The organism is Sphingomonas sp. IBVSS2 (genome assembly GCF_002127225.1).
GTDB lineage: Bacteria > Pseudomonadota > Alphaproteobacteria > Sphingomonadales > Sphingomonadaceae > Sphingomonas.
Map to the genome: position 1 here is coordinate 62,581 of NZ_NFUR01000004.1, position 16,069 is coordinate 78,649.

16 protein-coding genes are annotated in these 16,069 nt (G+C 68.0%); 9 read left to right on the top strand and 7 right to left on the bottom strand.

The genetic code is table 11. The features are described 5' to 3' along the window. The first annotated feature begins 333 nt into the window (after positions 1-333). Both CAP40_RS14055 and CAP40_RS14060 read left to right on the top strand, forming a co-directional pair. Positions 334-1,671 (top strand): alginate export family protein, encoded by a 1,338-nt coding sequence (locus tag CAP40_RS14055; RefSeq protein WP_086130176.1) that lies wholly within the window; start codon positions 334-336, stop codon positions 1,669-1,671. Between the two features lie 160 nt (positions 1,672-1,831). Further along, complete coding sequence (locus CAP40_RS14060; protein WP_086130177.1) at positions 1,832-2,140, top strand: hypothetical protein; 309 nt, start codon at positions 1,832-1,834, stop codon at positions 2,138-2,140. Between the two features lie 9 nt (positions 2,141-2,149). On the opposite strand, the gene CAP40_RS14065 is transcribed toward CAP40_RS14060, so the two are convergent. Beyond that, positions 2,150-2,764: a response regulator transcription factor gene (locus tag CAP40_RS14065; protein WP_086130178.1), complete on the bottom strand. Its 615-nt coding sequence runs from the start codon at positions 2,762-2,764 to the stop codon at positions 2,150-2,152. Further along, positions 2,765-5,443 (bottom strand): PAS domain S-box protein, encoded by a 2,679-nt coding sequence (locus tag CAP40_RS14070; RefSeq protein WP_086130179.1) that lies wholly within the window; start codon positions 5,441-5,443, stop codon positions 2,765-2,767. A 210-nt stretch (positions 5,444-5,653) separates the two neighbouring features. Here CAP40_RS14070 and CAP40_RS14075 point away from each other — a divergent pair, with 210 nt between their 5' ends. The 3 genes from CAP40_RS14075 to CAP40_RS14085 are packed head-to-tail and all read left to right on the top strand — an operon-like array spanning position 5,654 to position 8,830. Beyond that, positions 5,654-7,075 (top strand): amidohydrolase, encoded by a 1,422-nt coding sequence (locus CAP40_RS14075; RefSeq protein WP_256924221.1) that lies wholly within the window; start codon positions 5,654-5,656, stop codon positions 7,073-7,075. Further along, positions 7,075-8,394, top strand: coding sequence for an amidohydrolase family protein (locus tag CAP40_RS14080; protein ID WP_086130180.1), 1,320 nt, complete (start codon positions 7,075-7,077; stop codon positions 8,392-8,394). The genes CAP40_RS14075 and CAP40_RS14080 overlap by 1 nt, the downstream gene beginning before the upstream one ends. Positions 8,395-8,452: 58 nt before the next feature. Continuing rightward, positions 8,453-8,830, top strand: coding sequence for a hypothetical protein (locus CAP40_RS14085; RefSeq protein ID WP_086130181.1), 378 nt, complete (start codon positions 8,453-8,455; stop codon positions 8,828-8,830). 45 nt (positions 8,831-8,875) lie between these two features. Here the strand turns inward: CAP40_RS14085 and CAP40_RS14090 are convergent, their stop codons facing one another. From CAP40_RS14090 to CAP40_RS14105, 4 genes are all read right to left on the bottom strand, one after another. After that, positions 8,876-9,454 (bottom strand): hypothetical protein, encoded by a 579-nt coding sequence (locus CAP40_RS14090; RefSeq protein ID WP_086130182.1) that lies wholly within the window; start codon positions 9,452-9,454, stop codon positions 8,876-8,878. Positions 9,455-9,545: 91 nt separating this feature from the next. Beyond that, entirely contained in the window at positions 9,546-9,917 is a 372-nt protein-coding gene (locus CAP40_RS14095; RefSeq protein WP_086130183.1) for a hypothetical protein, read from the bottom strand. A 34-nt stretch (positions 9,918-9,951) separates the two neighbouring features. Next, on the bottom strand, positions 9,952-10,725 hold the full coding sequence (locus CAP40_RS14100; protein ID WP_086130184.1) for an SDR family NAD(P)-dependent oxidoreductase: 774 nt from the start codon (positions 10,723-10,725) through the stop codon (positions 9,952-9,954). Positions 10,726-10,736: 11 nt separating this feature from the next. After that, positions 10,737-11,117: a hypothetical protein gene (locus CAP40_RS14105; protein ID WP_086130185.1), complete on the bottom strand. Its 381-nt coding sequence runs from the start codon at positions 11,115-11,117 to the stop codon at positions 10,737-10,739. A gap of 53 nt (positions 11,118-11,170) precedes the next feature. Here CAP40_RS14105 and CAP40_RS14110 point away from each other — a divergent pair, with 53 nt between their 5' ends. Beyond that, entirely contained in the window at positions 11,171-11,803 is a 633-nt protein-coding gene (locus CAP40_RS14110; protein ID WP_179188183.1) for a TetR/AcrR family transcriptional regulator, read from the top strand. 74 nt (positions 11,804-11,877) lie between these two features. Here the strand turns inward: CAP40_RS14110 and CAP40_RS14115 are convergent, their stop codons facing one another. Continuing rightward, complete coding sequence (locus CAP40_RS14115; protein WP_086130186.1) at positions 11,878-14,349, bottom strand: PhoX family phosphatase; 2,472 nt, start codon at positions 14,347-14,349, stop codon at positions 11,878-11,880. A 186-nt stretch (positions 14,350-14,535) separates the two neighbouring features. Here CAP40_RS14115 and CAP40_RS14120 point away from each other — a divergent pair, with 186 nt between their 5' ends. Genes CAP40_RS14120 through CAP40_RS14130 form a run of 3 tightly spaced genes read left to right on the top strand, consistent with a single transcriptional unit; the run spans position 14,536 to position 15,973 of the window. Further along, positions 14,536-15,060 carry a hypothetical protein gene (locus CAP40_RS14120; protein WP_086130187.1) on the top strand — a complete coding sequence of 175 codons (525 nt, stop codon included), beginning with the start codon at positions 14,536-14,538 and terminating at the stop codon, positions 15,058-15,060. Then, entirely contained in the window at positions 15,057-15,530 is a 474-nt protein-coding gene (locus tag CAP40_RS14125) for a hypothetical protein (RefSeq protein WP_086130188.1), read from the top strand. The genes CAP40_RS14120 and CAP40_RS14125 overlap by 4 nt, the downstream gene beginning before the upstream one ends. Next, entirely contained in the window at positions 15,521-15,973 is a 453-nt protein-coding gene (locus CAP40_RS14130) for a hypothetical protein (RefSeq protein ID WP_256924222.1), read from the top strand. The genes CAP40_RS14125 and CAP40_RS14130 overlap by 10 nt, the downstream gene beginning before the upstream one ends. The last annotated feature ends 96 nt before the right edge of the window (positions 15,974-16,069 follow it).

Consider the following 16,069-nt stretch of genomic DNA (forward strand, 5'->3'; position numbering starts at 1 on the left):
CTGAAATTCGATGGGGAGCGGGAGCGTCAGGACGACACGTGGCCGCCGAAGCCCGGGCCGAGGACCGGGGGGCCGGGCAAGGCAAACGCCACCGGCATCTTCTTCGCGAGGGGCCAGCTGTTGATTGTGCCGAACATTCCCGATCCTCCATTGCCTACCGGCGTTTCCATTGTAGGCGCCGCGGCTGAGGGGATGTTCCGACACGCAGGAAACTAGGATCATTATAGGGCTATCCCTGGGCTCGCCCGGCGGGGGCCCAGTTTCCAGGGAGGCTCAGCCCAGGCCCGCAAATCATCCTATAATTGACCGGGTAGCCATCTCCGGAGTGCCCCATTGACCCGTTCCGTTCGCATCCCCGTCGCCTGTGCGGCGATCCTGCCGCTCGCCGTCGCGCCGGCATTCGCGCAGGACAGGGTGAAGCTGAGCGTGAACGGCAGCCTGCGCGCCCGCGCCGAGACGATCGCCGGGCAGTTCCGGCCGAACACGCCGGAACATGACAGCTTCCTCTCGTTCCGGTCCGTGCTGGCGGCGAAGGCCGAGATCGGCGGCTTCACGCTGGGCGGCGAACTGGTCGACGCGCGTGGATATGGCGAGAGCGACCGGAGCTCGGTGCGCACCAACGAAATCAACGACCTCGAGCCGGTCCAGGCCTATCTCGCCTGGCGGCCCGCCAAGGGCATGCAGCTCACCGCGGGCAAGTTCGCGATGGACATCGGTGCGAGCCGCCTGGTGGGGCGCACCGATTTCCCCAACGGCGTGCCCACCTATCTCGGTGCGAAGCTCGAGATGCAGGACGCAAGGCGCAACCAGCTCTTCCTGTTCTGGACGCGTCCGTTCACTGCGCTGCCCGACACGCCGGAGGACATTTACGACAACAAGGTCCAGCTCGACCGGGCGACCGAGAATATCGAGTTCTTCGGCGGCAACGCCGCGATCGCCAGGTTGTTCGGCAAGACCGGCTTCGAAGCCTATGCCCTTCGCCTGATCGAGCATGATCGTGCCACGCATCCGACGCGCAACCGCCGCCTGGTGACTTTCGGCGTGCGGCTGCGCCAGGCGCCGGCGCAGCATGCGCTGGACTATGAAGTGGAAACCGCGCTCCAGCGCGGCCTGGCCCGCGCCACCGCCGCGGTGACCGACCTGCGCGATCTTCGCGTCCGCGCCGGCTTCGTGCATGCCGAGATGGGCTGGACCTTCGGCGGCAGCTGGGCGCCGCGCATGGCCGCGCTGTTCGACTATGCCAGCGGCGAGACGGCCAACCCCGATACGTTCACCCGTTTCGACACGCTCTACGGTGCGCGCCGCGCCGATTTCGGCCCGCTCTCGCTTTATGGTGCGCTGGGCCGGGCGAATATCGTGTCGCCGGGCATCCGCTTCGAGGCGCGGCCCTCGCAGCGGCTCGACCTGATGGCATCGGTGCGCGGCGCCTGGCTCGCTTCTGCCATCGACAGCTTCTCCGCGACCGGGGTGACCGATCGCACGGGCCGCGCGGGCCGCTTCGGCGGCACCCAGTTCGAGCTGCGCGGGCGCCGTTGGCTCGTGCCGCGGGAACTGCGCCTGGAAGTTGGCGCCGCCTGGCTCGCCAAGGGGCGTTTCCTGCACGACGCACCCAATGCGCCGCGCACCGGCGACACCCGGTTCGCGCACGCCGATCTCACCTTTTCGTTCTGATCCGCCTTTGCGGTCCGACATTTAGGTAGAAGCCACGGATGGCAGGACCTGCAGGGTCGCGCATACATCCGATCACCCGCGGGCGGTAAGTCCGGGTCGCAAGTTGCAGGAGGGCCGAGTGAGCCCGAGGTTCCCACTGGTGGTGCTTGTCGCGCATGAAATGGGCCTCCGCAGTACGCTGATCGCCCGCCTGTCGATGGCCGGCGCCGATCTCGTCACCATCGACAATCTGGAGGATCCGCGTGTCGCGCGCTGGCTGGCCCGGAGCCCGGTCCTGATCATCGACGAGGCTGCGCTTGCCACGCGTCCCGGCGGCGAGGCCGCGTTGCGCGCCGATCCGCGCTGGCGCGCCATTGCGGTGATTGGGGGTGCGGCAGCGGATGCGGCATATCCGCCGCGCATCCCGCGCGAGGATCCCGCCAGCGTGATCGAAGCGATGCTGCCCGGCTGGGGCTATCCCGAGCGCTGAGCGCGGTCCCTAGCTCTTGGGGAACATCCCGGCGGCAAAGGCGATGCGCAGCGCTTCGGAAAGGCTCCGCACTTCCAGCTTCTCCATCAGGTTCGCGCGATAGATCTCCACCGTGCGCGGGCTGATGTCGAGCTCATAGGCGATGATCTTGTTCGATCGTCCCTCGATCAGCCCCTTGAGCACGTCCTTCTCGCGCGGCGAGAGCTTGCCGATCTTGGATTCCGCGGCATTGACTCGCGTCGCCGCCTCGCTGCCCTCCTCGAGCCGCGAGAAGGCAAGGTCGATCGCGGTCATCAGGAACTCGGCCTCATAGGGCTTTTCGATGAAATCGAGCGCGCCGGCCTTCATCGCCTGCACCGCCAGCCCGACATTGCCCTGGCCGGTGAGGATGATCGCCACGAAGCGCGGATCGCTCGTCACTGCGTTGAGCACGTCGAGCCCGGTCGACCCCGGCATGTGGAAATCGAGCAGCAGGACGCCCGGATCGAGATCCGGCAGCGATTCCAGGAAAACGTCACCCGAACGGAAGGCCCGGATCACCAGATCGGAGCGAAGCGAAAGGAGGCTGTGCAAAGAGGCCCGGACGGCATCGTCGTCGTCCACGATATAGACCGTTTTTGTCATCTACTCTCCACCCTGTTCCGTCGTGGGTAGCGTGAAGCGGAAAACCGCACCCCCTTCGGGCCGATTTTCGGCACTCAGAACCCCACCATGGGCCTCAATGATACGCTTGCTGATGGAAAGTCCAATACCCATTCCTGCGCCTTCTTTCTTCGTTGTCGTGAAACGGGAAAAGAGTTGGTCGAGCATTGGTTCCGGTATGCCTGGCCCACTATCGGCGATTTCTATTGCAATCATATCTTTGGTGGACTTGCGCGAGCGTACGACGATCCGGCGATCGTTGGCCCCTTGTTGGCGAAGAACGTCTATGGAATTGCGCAAGAGATTAACAACAACTTGTTGCACTTGTACGCGATCCGCGAAGACACAGGGTATTTCGGGGTCCAGATCGTAGGTCAGCCGGATGTTGAACTGGCTGGTTCCAATGAGGACCAGATCGGCTGCGTCACGAATTGTCGGCCCCAGCGGCATGATGCGCAGATCCACTTCGCCGCGCATGGTAAAGCTGCGCAGGCGGCGGATGATCTCTCCCGCACGCAGCGTCTGTTCATTGGCCATGCGCAGCAATTCGCCGACCCGTTCGAATTCCTCGCCCTTGTCGAGGAGCATCCGCGCCGCGGCGAGGAAGTTGGAAGTGGCGGCGAGCGGCTGGTTGAGCTCGTGCGCCATGTCGGCGGCGAGCTCGCTCATCGCCGATTGGCGGCCGACATGGGCGAGCTCGGCATTGAGTTCGCTCAGCCGTTCCTCGGCGGCGAACTGCTCGCTCAGGTTGCGGGCGAAGAGCGTGTAGAGCAGGTGCCCGTCGATCTGGGCGACGCCGCCGCGGATCTCCATCGGGAAGCGATTGCCGCCGCGGGTCAGGCCGGCGGCGGCGATCGTCTGGCCCTGTTCCAGCGGCTTGCCCGCCTTGAGAAAGGCGCCCAGCCGCGTCTCCGATTCCGGCTCCTCGTCGCGGGGATAGGGCGTGAGCATCGCGATATTATGGCCCAGCACCTCATGGGCGCGATAATCCCACAGGGCTTCCGCGGCAGTGCTGAACACGCGGATCGTGCCTTCCTCGTCCACCGCCAGCATCGCCTCGGGCACGGTCTCGATGATCGAGCGCAACTGCGCTTCGCGGCGGCGCAGCGCCGCCTCGCGCTCCTCGCGCTCGGTGATGTCGAGCATGGCGCCGATGGTGCGCACCAGGTTGCCCTCGGCATCGTAGAAGGCGCGCGACGACCCTTCCACCGCGCGCACCGATCCGTTGCTCTTCTTGAAGCGATAGCGGAAGCTGAAGCGCGGCGCGCGATCGGCGACGGCCGCCTCGATCGTCTCCATCACGCGTTCGGCGTCCTCCGGCTCGATCTGGTCGCGCCAGCTGTCGAAGCTGGTGACGGTGCCGGGAACCAGCCCCAGCCGCTCTTCGGCGCCGGGCGCCCAGGCGAGCCGGCCCGTGGCGACTTCCCATTCGAACACGCCCACTTCGTGCGTCGCGGTGGCGATCGCCAGCCGTTCCTCGCTCTCGCGCAGTTCGGCCACGGCGCGCGCGCGGTCGGAGATGTCGGTCATCTTGTGGATGATCACCGGATCGCGACCCGCGATCTCGACACGGTGGACCCGCTCGAGAATGGCGATCTCGCGCCCGTCGCGCGTCGTCTCCACCAGTTCCTGGGTCTCGTCCTGCGGGCGGCGGGGCAGGGTGGTCTCGGCGCTCTCGCAGCGCGAGCGGAGCAGGAGATATTTGTTCTGCCCGCGGGCTTCCTCCTCGCTCCATCCGAACAGCCTTGCCGCGCCTTCCGACCAGTGGACGATCCGCCCGTCGGGCGAAGTGAGCGCCATGGTGGTGACGTCGATGGCTTCGCTCAGTTCCACCTGCACCGATTGCTCGCGTGCGACGCGCGTGACGGCCCAATAGGCGATCGTGCCGACGATCAGCACGTTGCCGAGCATCGCGAGGAGCTGGCCCGGGGCGGCGGTGAACACCATCCGCCGCGCGAGCACCAGTTCCAGCATCGCGGGCAGCACGGGCAGGATGAGCGCGGCGGGCAGCAGGATCTGCAGCATGCGGCGATTGTCGGGATCGCGCGCCAGGTCGCGCATCCAGCCGAAGCCGCTGTTCCAGGTGATCGCGGCCAGCGCCAGCGAGATCGAGACGATCGCGGCAGGCAGCGAGGTCGTGAGCAGCGGCAGGGCCGGGCCGGTGCCGGCGCGCGAGAACAGGATGATGATCGCCGCCGCCGCGGCAAGCCCCAGCGCGATCATCGCGACCAGGCTGCGCATCTCCTTCGCCACCAGGTCGTGCACGCATTGTCCCAGTCCGGCGAGGCCGAGCACGAGGAACACCGCGGCCGGATTGATGCCCACCCGCCCTGGGAAGCTGAAGCTGAATTCGTCGAGCTGGCCCGGGAAGAGCAGCCGGTCGACGCCGAGGTCGATCTCGGTCCAGCGCTCGAACAGCGCGACGAGCGCGATCGTGAGCGGGACCGCCAGGAAGTTGATTGCCAGCCGCCGCCGGCCCAGAAAGGAAGCCAGGAAGCCGAGCGACAGGCCGATATAGCCGATCGCGGTCCAGGGCCAGATCGGGAAATCGTTCAGGCCGAACCCGCGCAGGGCCGGAAAGTGGAGGAGCCAGCCCGCGAAAGCCGCCAGGCTGCAGGCCAGCCCGAAAAAGGCGAGCGCAAGCGCGACTCGTCGATTCACGGGTGCTGCCACCCATGATGGCTCGGTGGGGTCAATTGCGGAGCGCAACGATGCACCTTCCCCTTCCGGGAACTGTCAATAACACCAATCAAGCCCAAGAGAAAATGGGGATAGTCCAGAGTGGTTCAGTTTCTTTGCGAGGAAGGACGGCTTGCCAACTGGATAGCACCTGCGCGATCACTCGATCATTACGCAAGGGGGAGGATTCGCTTGATCCGGACGTTAATCATCTTTGGTGCGCTGGCGGGGCTCGCGGCCTGCGATTCCGGCGGCACCCGGGCGCATAGCGCCGCATCCGATCCCGCCCCGGCGGCGAGCGGTCCCGGCAAGGGCAAGGGCTATAGCCACGATCCCTTCCCCTCGACCTATCACGCCTATCCCGGCGCGCCCACGCTGCTGACCAACGTCACCGTGCTCGATGGCGAGGGCGGGCGGATCGATCGCGGGCAGGTGCTGTTCCGCGACGGCAAGATCGTCGCGGTCGGCCAGAATCTCGACGCCGCCGGCGCGACGGTGATCGACGGGCAGGGCAAATATGTCACGCCCGGCGTGATCGACATCCACAGCCATCTGGGCGACTATCCCTCGCCCGGCGTGCAGGCCAATTCGGACGGCAACGAGATGACCGGCCCGGTCACCGCCGAGGTCTGGGCCGAGCACAGCGTCTGGCCGCAGGATCCCGGCTTCGGCCGCGCCCTTGCGAACGGGGGCGTCACCACGCTGCAGATCCTCCCCGGCTCGGCCAATCTGATGGGCGGCCGCTCGGTAGTGGTGAAGAACGTCTATGCCCGCACCATGCAGGGCATGAAGTTCCCCGGCGCGCCCTATGGCCTGAAGATGGCCTGTGGCGAGAACCCCAAGCGCGTCTATGGCTCGAAGGGCCGCATGCCCTCCACCCGGATGGGCAATGTCGCGGTCGACCGGCAGACCTGGGCGCGCGCGGTGGAATATAAGCGCCGCTGGGACAAATATGAGGACAAGGGCGGTGAAGCGCCGTCTCGCGACCTGGCCATGGACACGCTGCGCGGCGTGCTGGAGGGCGAGATCCTCGTCCAGAACCATTGCTACCGTGCCGACGAGATGGCCATCGTCATGGATATGGCCAAGGAGTTCGGCTACCACGTCTCGGCCTTCCACCACGCGGTCGAGGCGTACAAGATCGCCGACCTGCTCAAGGCCAACAACACCTGCGCCGCAGTCTGGGCCGATTGGTACGGCTTCAAGATGGAAGCCTATGACGCGGTGCCGGAGAACCTTGCCATCCTCGACAAGGAAGGCGCCTGCGCGATGATCCATTCGGACGACGCCAACGGCATCCAGCGGCTCAACCAGGAAGTCGCCAAGGCGCGCGCCTCGGGGATCAAGGCGGGGATGCGCATCAGCGAGGAACATGCCTGGACCTGGCTGGCGATCAACCCGGCCAAGGCGCTGGGCATCGCCGACAAGACCGGCAGCCTCAAGCCCGGCAAGATGGCGGACGTGGTGCTGTGGAACGGCAATCCGTTCAGCGTCTATACCCGGCCCGAGATGGTCTGGGTCGACGGCGCGCTGCTGTACGACGCCAAGGATCCGAAGCGCCGGCCGGTTTCCGATTTCGAGCTCGGCCAGCCGGGCGAGGGGGATGTGAAGTGATGACCAGGAAGCTCCTTCTCGCCGCCACCGCGGCGCTCGCCCCGATGGCTTTCCTCGCCGCTCCCGCCGCGGCCCAGACCGTGGCGATCACCAACGCCAGGCTCGTGGTCGGCGATGGCGGCCAGCCGGTCGAGGGCGGCACCGTCGTGATCCGCGACGGCAGGGTCGTCGCCGCCGGCCCGGGCGTGGCCGTGCCCGCCGGCATCCGGGTGATCGATGCGGGCGGCAAATGGGTCTCGCCCGGCATCTTCGCCGGCTTCACCCGCCTGGGCATCGTCGAGGTCGACGGCGTCGAGCAGACGAACGACACCGGTCCCGGCAATGTCGGCTTCCACGCCGCGATCGACGTGGCTCCGGCGGTGAACCCCAAGTCGAGCCCGATCGCGATCAACCGGGCCGAGGGCATCACCCGCGCCGTGGTCGCGCCCGACAATTCCGGCTCGATCTTCGCGGGCCAGGGCGCGATCATCGATCTGGGGGCGGACATGGACGCGGTGAGCAAGCCGCGCGCCTTCCAGTTCATGGAATGGGGCGAGAGCGGCGCGCGTGCCGCGGGCGGCAGCCGGCCGGCCGCCTATGCCGCGCTCCGGAACGTGCTGTTCGAAGTGCGCGACTATATCCGTGCGCCCGGCAGTTATGTCGATCGCGGCAAGGATGCCTTCCTCACCCGCGCCGATGCCGAGGCGCTGGTGCCGGTGGTGCAGGGCCGCATGCCGCTGCTCGTCCATGTCGAGCGCGCGTCCGACATGCTGGTGCTCCTCCAGCTCCGCAAGGAAATGCCGGGGCTCAAGCTGGTATTCGTCGGCGCGACCGAGGGCTGGACCGTCGCGCCGCAGATCGCGGCAGCCGGCGTTCCGGTGATCGCCACCGCACTCAACGATCTGCCCGAAAGCTTCGAGCAGCTCGCCGCGAGCCAGTCGAACATCGGCCGCATGGCGGCGGCGGGCGTGGTCGTGGCGATCGGCACGATCAACCAGGACGAGGCCCGGCAGGCGCGCTGGGAGAAGCAATATGCCGGCAACCTCGTCGCGCTGACCAAGGTGCCGGGCGCCACCGGTCTCGATTGGGGGGCGGCCTTTGCGGCGATCAGCTCCCGGCCGGCCGAGGCGCTTGGCCTGGGCGGCGAATTCGGTTCGCTCAAGCCCGGCCGCCGCGGCGACGTGGTGATCTGGGACGGCGATCCGCTCGAGATCGGCACCTCGGCGGTGAACGTGTTCATCGACGGCGTCGAGCAGCCGCTCGAGAACCGCTGGACGCGCCTGCGCCAGCGCTATCTCGATCCGAAGGACGGCGCGCTGCCCAAGGCATATCAGCGCTAGGAACCTTGGTTACGGTCCCGCATTGATTGCGGGACCGCTTTTTCTGGGAGGAACCGCGATGCGGATTATCGTGCCGATGCTCGCCGCTCTTGCGCTTGCCGGTTGCGGAGGCGGCTCGAGCAGCGTCAATCTCACCGCCAATGAGGCCGTGAATGCCGAACCGCTCAATGCCGCGGACGAGGCCGTGGCCGGCAATGCGGCCGAGACCAACTACAGCGCCGCGGTGCTGGCCCAGAACGACGCCCAGCGCGGGGCCACCTTCATCCGCGCGCTCCAGGATGCGCCCTTGCCCTGCGAGCATGTCGACAGCGCGACCCGCATCGCCGATCAGGACGGCGTGCCGACCTGGCGCGTCACCTGCAAGGGCGGGATCAACTACATGATCGGCATTCCGAAGAACGGCGTGGCGAAGATCATCAGCCGCACGGATCGGTGAGGGCGAGGCGGCACCGCAGCCGGGGCGCACCGGACAGGGCAGCGCCTAGGGCGCGCGCCGCTTCTGCCATTCCCTGCCCCCGGTAAGCGTGCACTCCCCGAACGCATAGGCCGCCGACCGGCCCAGCTTGTCCACCGGGAAGGTCACCGGAACCTCCACATCGGCGCCACCCTGCTTGCGGTTGAAGGTGAGGGTCAGCTTGTCCGTCTTGATGAGGCTGTCAAAGGCGGCGACGAAATCCTTGTCGAACCGGAATGCGGAAATGATGCCACCATTGTCCGCCGTGTCGGCCTTCAGCAGGCTTTCGCGGTTCGTGTGCATGGCGTCGGTCATCAGCCATACCGAATAGGGCCTGGCGTTGCGTCTCTCCCAATCGGGGGCCGTGCCGCTCAGGTCGGTGACCAGGAGCTTGATCGCCACGATCGGATCCCTTTGCGGGTTGGTGAAGCCCAGCATGATCACCGCGCCGGTAGCGATCGCGGCGCCGCCATTGCGATAGACATGGTCCTTGAAGGGAGCCTGGAACAGCAGTTCGCAGCCGTCGAGCACGCCTTCCTGCAGGATGGGATGCGAACTGGCCTGGACTGTCTGCGGATCCTCCCCTGCGGCGGCTGCGACAAGCATTCCAGCGAACAAGCCAAGCATCTGTTCCTCCCCAGGGATGGCCTTCTCCGTGCTCCAGTAGCTGCCTGTTCTGGCTCAAATGCAACCCGCCTCAGCCCAGCGGGTCGGTGGTGAAGAATTCATAGCTGTTGCCGTCGCCGTCCCAGACATAGACGCCGCGTCCGCGATTGTGGCGGTTGATCCTCCGGTCGCGGGAGAAAGGCCCGGACCCGAACGGCAGGTTATGTGCCATGACGCGTTCCAGAATCGCGTCGAGGTCCGGATCCTCGACCATGAAGGCGAAATGGCCGAACGCGAAGGCGCCCTCGTCATAGAAGTCGAGCGTCAAGCGGTCGTTGACCCGTACGGCGGCGAATGGTCCCGAAGCATATGCGGGCGCGGCGCCGATCAGGTCGGCGAAGAATTGCGCGGCCCCGGCCTTGTCGGTGCAGCGGACGATGGCGTGATTGAGTTCGAAACCCATGTCGCAAATGCCTTTCGGTGCGAGGAACCGGCGATCAGTGCATCAGCCGGCCGCCGGCGATGTCGAGCGTCGCGCCGGTCAGCCAGCCGGCGCTTTCCGACGCCAGGAACAGCGTCGCCGCGGCGACATCGGCCGGCGTGCCGAGCCGTCGCAGCGGATGGGCATCGGCGATTTCCTGGCGCACGGCGGGCGGCATCCGCTCCGCCGTGCGATCGGTCAGCACCGCCGATGGGGAGATGCAGTTCACCCGCACGCCATCGGGGCCCAGATCCTGGGCGAGTTGCCGGGTGAGCAGGATGATCCCCGCCTTCGCGACGCCATAGCCGAGCGGCGCCGCGGACGGAGCCCGGCCGGCAGTGGACGCCATGGTCACTGCGGCACCGCGTCCGCTCTTCCGCAGGTCCGGCGCGAAGGTCCGCAATGTCAGGAAAGTCGCGGTGACATTATGGTCCAGGCTCGACCGCCAGTCGCTCTCGGTCACCTGCTCGATCGGCGCGGGCCGGCTCGTGCCGCCGCCGGCGAATGCGACCAGGATGTCGAGGCCGCCTTGTCGCGCGATCAGCGCGGCGCGTGCCGCCTCGAGCTGGTCGGCACTGGTGCAATCGAGTGCGATCGCCGCATGCCCCGGCGAAATGGCGGCGAGCGAAGCCTGAACGCTGTCGAGCCGCGCCTGGTCGCGCCCCGCGATCGTCACCTGGGCGCCGTTGTGCGCAAGCCAGCGCGCCGTCTCGGCGCCGATCCCGCCGGAGCCGCCGGTGATCAGCGCGGTCTTGCCGGCAAGGTCGGGGAAAAGGGGAATGTCGGGCATTTCGGCTTCCTTCAGACGTAACGGGACACGGCCATGCAGATGACGGTGACGGCGAGCAGCACGGCGGACGCGCGATAGCCGCCGGCGACGCGCCGCGGCGCCTCTCCGGATCGCAATGCCGGCCGGACCAGGGCGAGCTGAATGCAAAAGGCGAGGATCGCAGCGGCCGCGCCCGTTGCGAGGACCTGTTCGACCAGCTGGAAGCTTCCCCGATGGAGCAGATACCAGAGCAGCAGCCCCGACAGGATCGCGGCGCTCGCGGCACCCGTTTGCGGGCGGATCAGGCCGGTGGCGCCCTGGCCGCCGTTCCTGGCGAGGACGAACGTCGATCCTGCCCAGAAGATCGACGACAGGACATGGACAGCGATGGCGAGGATCAGCAAGATTTGCATGTACGAAGCTCCGGACCAGGGGCTCAACTCAGATTCGATATACAGGATGTATAGTGAATATTCCCGGCAAATCGTCAAGGCCCTATGCGACCGAGAAACGCGACGCGAAGGCGGCGGAGACCCGCGCGCGCCTGGTGGCGGCCGCGCTGGCCATCCTGCGCGAGCCTGGCGGGCACCTGCTGTCGCTCGACGCCGTGGCGAAGGCGGCGGGGGTCACCCGGCTGACGGTCTATAACCAGTTCGGCTCGCGCAACGGGCTGCTCGAAGCCGCGTTCGATGCGGTTGCCGAGCGCGGCAATCTGGCCAGCCTGGCCGATGCGATGGCGATGCCGGAACCGCGCGCGGCGCTTGCCCGGGTGGTCCGCATCTTCTGCGATTTCTGGATGGCGCATGACGGGCTTGGCGGCATCTTCGCCGCAGCGGCGATGGATGCCGAACTGGGCGCTGCCCTGGCCGCCCGCAACGCGCGAAGGCGTGCGTTGCTGGGGGTCCTGGTCGATCGTCAGGGTGTGGCGATGGGTCAGGCGAAGGTGGATTTGGTCGACCTGTTGTTCACGCTCACCAGCTTTGCGACCTTCTCCAGCCTGCGCGGCGAACAGCGTGACGGTGCGGCGGTGTGCGCGCTGTTGGTGCCGCTCTGCGACCGGATCCTTTCAGGCGCAGCGGATTCGGCGGCGCGCGGATAGCGCGCGCCGGGCCGGCAGCGAAAAGGGAGGCCCCTCGCGGGAACCTCCCTCTCCGTTTCACCGATCCGGGATGATCAGAGGCCTACCAGGCCGCCGTCATTCTTGGTGATGATCACGATCGCCGAACGCGGACGGACCGTGGCACCGGCGGTGCCGGTCGCCTGGCTGTCCGGCCAATGGCTCGACGGCGTCGCGGGCGCGCCATTCTCGCCGGGGTGCTGGATGCCGACGAACATGGTGCGGCCGTCCGGCGTCGTGTCCACGCCGGTGATCTCGCACTCGACCGGGCCGACCAGGAAGCGCTTCAGGTTCGCGCCCGGCGCCGCGCCGACGCGGGTCGCCTGGGTCGCCGTGGCGCCGCCCGATCCCGTATTGGTGATCGTGCGTGCGCCGCCGTCGCCCACGGTGCCCGGCTGGGCCGCCAGCATCATGCAGTTGGTGACGTCGGTATAGGCGCCGTCGTCGGTCTGGATCCACATCAGCGGCTTCACCATGCCCGAGGCGTTGCTCGCGCGGCCGAACCACAGGCCGTCCGGGCTCGAGAAGTCGTTGTCCGCCGTCAGGCCCGACAGGTTGATGTTGGTCGCATTGAGGTCCGCGCCCGCGCCGAAGGCATAGATGTCCCAGGTGAAGGTCGTGGCTTCGGTGTTGGCTTCCTTCAGGCGGATGATGTGGCCGTTGGGGTTGCCATATTGCGCCGTCTGCGCCGCGCCATAGGGGTCGTTATAGTGGCGCGGATTGGCGGCGTCGGTGCCGTTGAGCGGGCGGTTGGCGGCGTTGTTGTTGGTCAGCGTCAGATAGACTTCGCCGGTCACCGGGTTCACCGCAGTCCATTCCGGGCGGTCCATCGGCGTGGCGCCGGCCACGTCCGCGGCGAGGCGGGTGTTGACCAGCACGTCCGCCTGGTTCGCGAACGGATAGACGGTGCTCGACGCGTCGATGCCGTTCTGGCCGAACACCAGCGGCAGCCAGGTGCCGGTGCCGTCCGCGTTGAACTTGGCGACATAGAGCGTGCCGGCATCGAGATACTTGTCGCCGATCGCCAGGCGATCGGTCGCGTTCGCATCCGCGGCCGTCCAGGCCGTGCTGGAGACGAACTTGTACAGATACTCGCGGCGCGCGTCGTCGCCCATGTACCATGCCGGCTTGCGGCCGGCGACGAACGCGCCCGGCCAGCAACCTTCATGGCCCATGCGGCCCAGCGCGGTGCGCTTGCGCGGCGCGGCCGACGGATTGTACGGATCGATCTCGACCACCCAGCCGAACTGGTTCGGCTCGTTGCGATAGTCGCTCAGCGCATCCGCCGCGGTCGCGCGGGCGTCCCAGCGGCGGAAGGTGGTGTTCGCCGTGTCGGCGGCGGTCACCGTCGACCAGCCATAGCTGCCCGAGCCGCTCGTCACGCCATAGCGGCTGAGCGAAGTGACTTCCTTGGCGGTGCGGGCTGCATTGTCGCCCGAACGGCGGAAATAGCCGGCCCAATTCTCTTCGCAGGTCAGCAGCGTCGCCCAGGGCGTGTAGCCATTGGCGCAGTTGTTGATCGTGCCGCGGCCCGCCACGCCGGTCGGCGAATAGGGGGTCTTGAGCAGGTCCGAACCCTTGACCGGGCCGTTGAACACCATCGGGGTGTTCGGCGTGACGCGGCGGTTGAGTGTCGAAGTGGCAGAGAACGACCAGGTGCCGTTGGCGGCCTGCGAATATTCGACGACCGAGACGCCGTGGCACTCGATCTCCTTGATCGCCTCCGCCTCGGGGCGGACGCCGCCGGTGGAGGTCGGGCCGTTCGGATGGAGATATTGCTGGTTGATGTTCTCGTGGTTCTGCACGATCAGGCCGCGGGTCGAGCTGGTGTCGTCGCGGGCGCTCCCAGTGCCCAGGCCGAACCAGAACAGCGCGTCGCCATGGTCGCCGATGCGGTTCGCATAGCCGGTGTCGGTGCCGTCATTCTTGTAGGTCGCGGCGCCGCCCACGATCGGATCGCCCAGGCGGGCGCCGATCTGCACGGTGTAGCCGGCCGGAACGGTGACGACGTCGTTCTTGTTCTTCGCGACGGCGGCGAAGCCGAGCGCGGCCGGGCTCACGGTGATCGTGGTGCGCGCGGTCGTCGGCTTGCCGGCCGCGTCGGCGGCGGCGAACTGGAACACCAGCGGGGTGGCGGCGCTCACGCTCGGCGCGATGAAGTTGGCGGTGTTGCTCGCGGCGCTGTTCAGCGTCACGGTCGGGCCGCTGATCTGGCTCCAGGCGGTGGTGAGGCCGTTGCCGCCCGTCGCGGTGCCGGTGAGGGTGACGACCCGGCCCGAAGTGGTCGCCGCATCGGCGCCCGCGTTCACGGTCGGGCCCGCGCCGGTGTCCGTGATCTTGCTGTCGCAGGCGGCGAGGACCGAGCCGCCCATGGTGGCCGCGACGATCGCCGCACCGCCGCGCTGAAGCGTCGCGCGACGCGAGTAGCGCTGGGCCGCGAGGTCGTTCAGCGTCGGGCCGTTGTTGTGAATGTTGGTGTCGACGTCACCATCGGTATAGCCGAAGCCCGTCTCGGTCAGATTGGTCATGGAAACCCCCAAGCAGCCGAGTCACTGGCGACCCGGTTGGCCGGTCCTTGGAAGCGTGACATGACGCCAGCATGCGATTGCGGTTTCGTGGGTGTGACTTTTGTGTTTCCGATCCATGACGCTTCGCGCGGGTGGGCGCATGACGCTTTGCGCGGGCGGGCGGCAGCGTCTAGGCAGGCACGCGACATGGACCCCGCCGAGCCCGATCCCACACCGCCGTCCGCACCGGCGCAGAGCCTGTCGCACCGGCTTGCCGCGGCGCTCGGCGTAATGCCGCTGCCCCGTGGCTGGCATGCCGCGGCGGCATTCGGCGGGTTGCTTGCCGCCGGGCCGCTGCTCACCCTGGCGGGCGCTACCTTGCTCGCGCAACATGAAAGAAACGCGACAGTCCGGTTGCAGGCGCAACTTGCGCCGCGGCTCGGGGCGGAAGCCACCGCGCGCGCTGCGCGCACCGCGCTCGCCAATGCGGCCGGCCGCGCCGCGCCGGGGCCGGTGCTCGAGGTGCTGGCCGGCGTGCTTCCCGCCGATGCCAGGCTCACACGAGTCGAGCGTACCCGCGATGGCGGGCTGGAACTCGACGTCGCCGGTTCCGATCCCGATACGCTGCGCGCCGCGATCCGCCGCGCGCCCGAATTCGCCGGCATGCGCAACACCAGCCAGCGGCGCACCGACGCGGCGATGATCGTTTCGATGCGCGAGGACGCGCAATGAGATGGCGCCTGCCCCCGATGGCGATCGGCGGCATCGCCGGCCTCGGCGTGGCGCTGCTCCTCGCACCGGCCACCGGCAGCGCGCTTGGCGATTTCGCCGCGGCGCGCGCTGAGCGTGCCCGTCTCGCCGCGCTCGCGGCCCGGCCGGCATCGCCGCCGCCCTTGCTGGCGCCAGGGCTGGGCCTGCACGCCGCAGACGTGGCGGCGGGGCAGGGAGCGATCCTTTCGCGGGTCCGTGCGCTTGCCCGGTCGGGCGGCGTGCTGGTGGAGGAGGCGAGCGTTGCCCAGGCGCCTGCCGGCGTGGCTGCGCTGCGCATCCGCGTGTCGGGCGCGGAGAAGGCAGTGATCGCGCTTGCCGATGCGCTGGAGCGGGGCAGGCCCCTGATGCGGATGCGCAACTGGCGGATCGAGCCGATCCCCGAGGGCGGTGGCATCCGGCTGATCGGCGAGGTGGTCGCGGCATGGCAATGAAGCTGCGCCCCGAGGGAATTCTGCTCGCGGCAGCCTGTGTGCTGGCGGTCGCGATGCCGATCGCGCTGCTGCTGCCCGGCGGGGCCGGCAAAGCGCCAAGGGCCGCGCCCGTCCCCGCACCGATCGGGGCCGGCACGATGCCGGCGCTGGCGCGCGTCTATGAGCGGCCGCTGTTCGGCACTGCCGAGCCCGCCGAAGCGCCGGCCGACGCGCCCCGGCTCGTCGGCATCGTCGGCCGGCTCAATGTCGATGCGGTGGCGCTGGTCAAGGCGAGCGATGGTACGACCCGCACGCTTGCGACCGGGGAAAGCGTCGATGGCTGGAGCCTCGCCAGCCTGGCGATCGACGCGGCCTTCTTCACGCGCGGCAGCGAACGCGTGCGAGTGCCCCTGCCGATCGAGCCGGGCGGGGGTGAAGCCGCGCCGAGCGAAACGGGCCTGTAGCGCTCGATCTGCCACCTCGCCTGGCGGAGCGACCGAATGGTGAGAAATGGCGGTCAGCTGCCATTCCGATGGCAATGCGGGCACGGCGGGTATGCG